Genomic DNA, 6,701 nt, shown 5'->3' on the forward strand with positions numbered 1-6,701 from the left:
AATTTGGCTCTTTAGAAATCCAATTCAAATGAGCAAAACGCAGTACAAAATTTTATTTTCACTTTTTATCGGCTGTACTTTTTCGGCTGTTTTTGCGCAAAACCAAAAGAAAACTCAAGAACAGGTTTCAAATGTTTCCATTGATGCTGATGAATTTTCAGGCTATGATTCTTTTGGATTTTCGTACCTGATAAAAAATAATGTTTTCAGAAAAATAAAAGGAAACGAATTTTTTGAGTATAAAAATATTTCTTTAGGAAAAATTACTAAAACCGACATCCTGAATCCGCTTAAAATAGTGCTGTTTTACGAAAACTTCAACAGTGTAGTGCTGCTGGACAATCAATTAAATAAAATTACCGAAATTAATTTTTCTCAAAATAATATTCCGATTGTAGTTACAGCAATTGGTATGTCTACTCAGAATCAGTTATGGATTTACAATGCTCTTAATCAGCAAATCGGTCTTTTTGATTATTTAAAAAACGATTATAAAACAGTTTCAACTCCTCTGACAGAAAACATCAAATACTACCAGACCGATTTCAACACTTTTTACTGGATTGACGAAAAAAACAATTGGTTTTCCTGTGATATTTTTGGCAAAACAACCTCTTTAGGGAAAATTCCTGAATATGAAAAAATACTGATTTTAAGTCCAAAACAATACCTTTTTACAAAAGATAATTTGTTGTTTTTTAAAGACATTCACAATGACGGATCTGAAACTGTTTCTGAAATCGGTCTTCCCGAAAAATCATTAAATAAATTCTATTACAAAGACCAAATTTTATCTATTTTTACAGCTAAAGAAATTACCAATTATAAAATCGTAATACCGTAATGCACATAGCAATAGCAGGAAATATAGGCGCAGGAAAAACAACTTTAACCAAATTACTGGCCAAACATTTTAAATGGGAACCCCACTATGAAGATGTTGTTGATAATCCGTATCTGGATGATTTTTATCATCAAATGGAACGCTGGTCATTCAATTTGCAGATTTATTTCTTAAACAGCCGTTTTCGTCAGGTGCAGCAAATTCGTGAAAGCGGAAAAAAAATTATTCAGGACAGAACAATTTATGAAGATGCACATATTTTTGCGCCCAATTTATATTCAATGGGCTTAATGACCACCCGTGATTTTGAAAATTATACTTCCTTATTTGAGTTAATGGAATCATTGGTAAAACCACCTGATTTATTGATTTACCTGAGAAGTTCTATTCCAAATTTAGTTGGACAAATCCACAAACGCGGACGCGAATACGAGAACTCTATTTCAATCGATTATCTGAGCCGCCTTAACGAAAGATACGAAGCCTGGATCCAGACTTACACTAAAGGAAAACTACTGATTATTGATGTTGATAATATTAATTTTGTTGACAATCCTGAAGATTTAGGAAATATCATTAACAGGATTGATGCTGAACTTAACGGATTGTTTTAAAAAATATAACCGTATTGTATTTATACATTACTAACTTTTAAGTTACGAATGTTTCTATTTAAAGTTTTATTAATGAATTGAATAATTCTTACTGTTGTTATTTTTAAGAGAATTCTTGTTTTAAAGCCTTCAAAACTTTTAGCATAATTTCGTCTAATCATAAACTGGTCTCATAGTTGAGAAGGCAAGGTTTTTATTCTTTTCTTGAGTTTCTTAGTAAAGAAGGTTGTTCTTTATGGGTTTCTGATTTTTTCTCATCGGAACTTCAAGTTTAATTTTATGATTTTCAAATAGATTCAATTGGTATTCTGCAGATAAATAACCTTTATCCCCCAATATTAAAACACAATTATTAAATTGCATTTTAATATCTTTTAAAAAATGGATATCATGAATTGATGCAGGCTTATATCAAAACTTTGAAAAACCCCTTTTATAGAACAAGCAGCATGTAGTTTATAACCATAATAATCCATTTTCTGGGAAGCGCAATATCCTTTGTTGGTTTAGCATATAATCTGTTTCTTTATAAATTTTACTCCTCGAACTTCTAGATAATTTACAGACTTCAAGAGGCATATTGTCTAGAATAAAATAATTTTCGTCTTAGTTAAATTTGTCTGACAATAATTGTCTGATAGTCTCAATTTGAAAAAATAATCTACTTTTTCTTCTATTATAAATATTTCTTTCTATAAGATATTTAAAATGAGAAGGTAGTATCCGAAATAATTGACATTCACTATCAATACTCATACATTCTGAGGTTAGATTTAAAGCGATTATTTTTAAATCTGAAAGTTTAGATTTTCGTTTTTGCTTTAAATTGTATTCCAATTCCTTCCGGATAATAGAGACCGAACTATTAGATGAGTTTCATAAACTTTATTTGAAGATTTAGCGAGGCTAATACTAACTAATGCCCTTATAGCTTTGATCATGTATTTTTTGTTTTTTGCCACTCATTTTTCACATTTAATATTAACGAGAAATAATCTATTAATTATTTTCTAAAAATATGCAGGATATTTTGTAAGATTGTACTGCTGAAAAGTTTTTGTTACATAAATGAAAAGCTTAATTTATAAATAATTACTCGTAAGGTGTAGTTAATTTTATAAATCGATCAATATGCTCCAAGAATTAGAGAAAACGAAATTTAAGCCCGATAAGACAATATATAACCTTAATCTAATTAGAATAACTAATGAAAAAAAACAAAATTCATTTACCAACCATTTTATGTATACTACTGACACAATTTGTATTTAGTCAGTCCTCAATAATACCGGATATTAAAAGTCCAAATACCGCATCCATGCAGCGATTCGGTGAAATCCCGGTGAGTTTATTTACAGGAACACCGGACATATCTATACCCATACATACCCTGACATCAGGTTCAATAAATGTTCCTGTTACGCTGAGTTATCATGCAGGTTCTGTAAGACCTAACCAGCATCCCGGCTGGGTTGGTTTGGGCTGGAACCTGAGTAGTTTTGGGGCTATTCATAGGGATGTGAAAGGTCTGATTGATGAATTAGGAGGCGAAACTCCATTGTATACAACAGTTCCTTATTATCCAAATCCGGCGAGTGCTTCTAATACTTCCGGATCGCAGATTATAGAATCAACAACCAATTGGTATACTCCGGCAAATTTATATGACTATTTCAGCGTTACCAATGCCGATCTTTATTCCCCTGATGTTCAGGCCGATGAATTTAGTTTTAATTTTTATGGGCATAGCGGTAAATTTTATTATGCCGGACCTGTAAAAGGATGGGTAGTTATATCAGATGAAAATATTAAGGTTGAAGTTGATGGATTTTTAAGTCCGTTACAGATACTGGATTTAATAAATGAATACAATCCTGTATTTACTTTGGGAGGTAGTCATGTGAATTACCAGGCCAGAATGTTTAAAGGATTTACTTTAACAATAGAAAATGGTACAAAATACATATTTGGAGGGACTAATGCCGTAGAATTTTCTTCCCCTTATGGAGCTGAATCTTTCCCGGGAGTCAGAGCTGATACATGGCTTTTAAAAAAGATAGTGGACAGCAATGGCAGAGAAGTTAATTTACAATATAGCAGAGACTATATAAATTGCAACCTGTATTACACAGTCAGCAGCAGCAGTTATAGCTGTAAAGACATTTCAAACGGTCCCGCCGGAACTGGTAGTGAGGGTATTCTTTCCGGTAGTGTTAATCCTAATGATTTAACAGGAAGCTATATCTTTCCAATGTATTTAACTTCTATTGCCTCAGATACAGAAACCCTTACATTCAGCAGTTCAGTAGCGACCACTTTACGATATACGGATCTGCAGTTAAATAAATGGAGTACTTCGGCCGCCAATTTAACTCTCATAGATAAAAATATTAATCTTCTGCAATGGAAGAAACTCGATCAAATAACCGTCAGCAGTAATTTTAATAACAGTTCCGGTTTCAGCAATAAATATTATTTTTTAAGTTATAATCAAAGTGCAACTGAAAGATTTTCGTTAAACGGATTAACGCAGACAAGTAATGGGCCGGAAATTAAAAATTATAGCTTTTTTTATGATAATATTGCATCAATGCCTCCTTATAGCGGCAATAAAACAGACCATTGGGGATTTGGAAATAATATAGATTTTACCGCTAATACTACTTTGTCAACATTTGATAAAAAAGTAACCAATCCATTATATGTAACACAAGGACTGCTGATAAAAATGAAATATCCAACAGGCGGATATTCAACTTTTACCTGGGAAGCACATCAACATTCAAGAGTTGTACCGGCTTCAAGAATTGGTTTAATCCCTTATACAGGTTATGCAGGGGGAAGCAGGATAGCCAGTATTAAAAATTATACAAGTACTGATCTGCTGGCAAATGAAAAAAAATATTACTACTTAAACGGATATACATCAACTGCCAGTCTTTCCACATTAACATCAAGCGGGGTTTTAAATGGTAAACCTCAATATAGTTTTAGTGCCACAGACAGATTAAGTGTTAATGGAAGTCTGAAAATTTCATATACTATAAATCAGCTTAATTCTATAGCAAATTATAATTTTAACGGAAATGGATCCCATATAGGATATGATGAAGTTACAGAAGTAAATTCAGACGGTTCCTACACTAAACATTATTTTACAAATTACGGCACTGATAAAAACGGAATTACTCATGATGACCAGTCACCGACAGGAAAATTAGGCTGGATTCAGGGAGATGATGCTTATATGCCTTTCTCTTCATTAGAATTAGAAAGAGGAAAAACCACAGGAACCTACTATTATAAATCAGACAATACCCTTCTGAAAAAAAATATAATTACCTACAGGAATGATACAGCAAGATTTGATGATTTTGAAAAACAAATCATCAGGAATTTTTCAGTTGGTTCCTGTACCAGTACTGATGCATTGATGTTTGTGGCAGCAATTAAAAACTTCAGGTACAATTATTATCCCATACAGAACGCTACTACAACCTATGACGGCAATGGCAGTAATCCTGTCGTATTTACCAAAAATTTTACGTACAATTCTAAAAATCAGCTGGCAAGTGAAACAAGCAGTACCTCTGGCAGTACCTCTTTAAAAAGTAATTTTTACTATCCACAGGATACACAAGCAGTGAGCCTGCCTTATGCGACTGATTTAGTTTCGGCAAATAGAATAGACACTCCCATAAAAACCGAAAACTACAGAGGAAATGATAAAATAGCTGAAAAAATTACAGTTTACGACAAAAATGCAGCAACACTTCAAATTTTACCTAAAAATGAATACAGTGCTAAATTTCCTAATACACTGACAAGCATTACGATTCCTCCTGTTGGCCAGTTAGAAAATAAAATAACTTACAACCAGTATGATACCAAAGGTAATATTTTGCAATATACTCCTGAAAATGGTATTCCGGTCAGTATTATTTGGGGTTATAACCAAACCGTACCTGTTGCCAAAATCGAAAATGCAGTATATTCAAGTATTCCCCCTGCCATGATTACCAACATACAAACGGCATCCAATTCGAATATAGAAGCAAACTTACTGACTGAATTGACCACTTTAAGAAATTCACTACCTAATGCCATGGTTACCACCTATACTTATGCACCACTTAAAGGAATCAGTACCATTACCGATCCTAAAGGTAATAAGACATCCTATTCGTATGATGCTTTTGGTAACTTACAGACTGTAAAAGATAACGGAGGCAATATCATATCAGAAAACGCCTATCATTTTAAAAGATAATTTAGAAAATCATGAAAAAAATAGCCTTATTGGTACTAACGCTGTTTCCTGTTTTGCTTTTAAGCCAGACCCAAACAGAGAATTATATAAAAACGACCATTTACAAAGTAGAATCAACTGCCAGTATCGCAGCTCCTACTGCACTGCAGGCCAATCAAAATATTACCTATTTTGATGGTTTGGGACGTCCTGTCCAACAGGTAGCCCATCAGCAGTCCGCTACAGGAAAAGATATTGTAACCCCTATAGAATATGATGCTTTGGGACGTCAGGCCAAAGAGTATTTACCTTATGTACCCACTACAGCAGCTTCTCTCAATTATAAAACGACCGCACTAACAGATGTTGGCACATTTTACAATACAGCAATATACGAGAGCACACTTAACCCTTATTCTCAAAAAGAATTTGAGGTCTCACCGCTTAACAGAGTCCTGAAACAGGCTGCTCCCGGAAATGACTGGAAGCTTGGAAACGGCCACGAAATAAGACTGGACTATCAGACCAATATTGCTGCAGATCTGGTAAAAAAATACTTGGTCGCTACTGCACTTAATACCAGTGGAGTTTATATGCCAACCGTTACCTCTTCTGCAAATTATGCAGCTGGTCAATTATACAAAACCATTACCAAAGACGAGAACTGGACAGCGGGGAATAACAATACCACGGTAGAGTTTAAAAATGCAGAAGGTCAGGTTATACTCAAAAGAACCTACAATGAAAACCTGCCGCATGATACGTATTACATTTACGATAACTATGGTAATTTAACCTATGTATTGTCTCCAAAAGCCGAAGGCGCAATTACAGAACCTGTATTAAACAACTTGTGTTACCAATACCGCTACGATTTCCGTAACCGTCTCATTGAAAAAAAACTACCCGGCAAAGACTGGGAATACCTAGTATATGATAAACTAGACAGACTTGTTCTGACCCAGGATGCCAATTTAAGAGTCAATAATAAATG

Annotated in this window: 4 protein-coding genes and 1 pseudogene; 4 read left to right on the forward strand and 1 reads right to left on the reverse strand. The window is 33.7% G+C overall.

Features of this window, described 5'->3' with window-relative positions; all coding sequences use genetic code 11:
* Positions 1-28 precede the first annotated feature (28 nt).
* Together GWR14_RS10155 and GWR14_RS10160 are read left to right on the forward strand one after the other, a co-directional pair.
* On the forward strand, positions 29-844 hold the full coding sequence (locus GWR14_RS10155; RefSeq protein ID WP_163408913.1) for a hypothetical protein: 816 nt from the start codon (positions 29-31) through the stop codon (positions 842-844).
* A complete protein-coding gene (locus GWR14_RS10160; RefSeq protein ID WP_163408914.1) occupies positions 844-1,458 on the forward strand; it encodes a deoxynucleoside kinase in 615 nt (204 codons plus the stop codon). Before GWR14_RS10155 ends, GWR14_RS10160 begins: the two co-directional genes overlap by 1 nt.
* A 20-nt stretch (positions 1,459-1,478) precedes the next feature.
* Here the strand turns inward: GWR14_RS10160 and GWR14_RS23715 are convergent.
* Positions 1,479-2,310, reverse strand: a pseudogene (locus GWR14_RS23715) (IS982 family transposase).
* 355 nt (positions 2,311-2,665) lie between these two features.
* Between GWR14_RS23715 and GWR14_RS10165 the strand changes: the two are divergent.
* Entirely contained in the window at positions 2,666-5,728 is a 3,063-nt protein-coding gene (locus GWR14_RS10165) for an RHS repeat domain-containing protein (protein ID WP_163408915.1), read from the forward strand.
* An 11-nt stretch (positions 5,729-5,739) separates the two neighbouring features.
* On the forward strand, positions 5,740-6,701 hold a 962-nt coding region (locus GWR14_RS10170), incomplete at its 3' end, for a DUF6443 domain-containing protein (protein WP_223150969.1).

This window comes from Flavobacterium ajazii (genome assembly GCF_010614725.1).
GTDB classification, from domain to species: Bacteria; Bacteroidota; Bacteroidia; order Flavobacteriales; family Flavobacteriaceae; genus Flavobacterium; species Flavobacterium ajazii.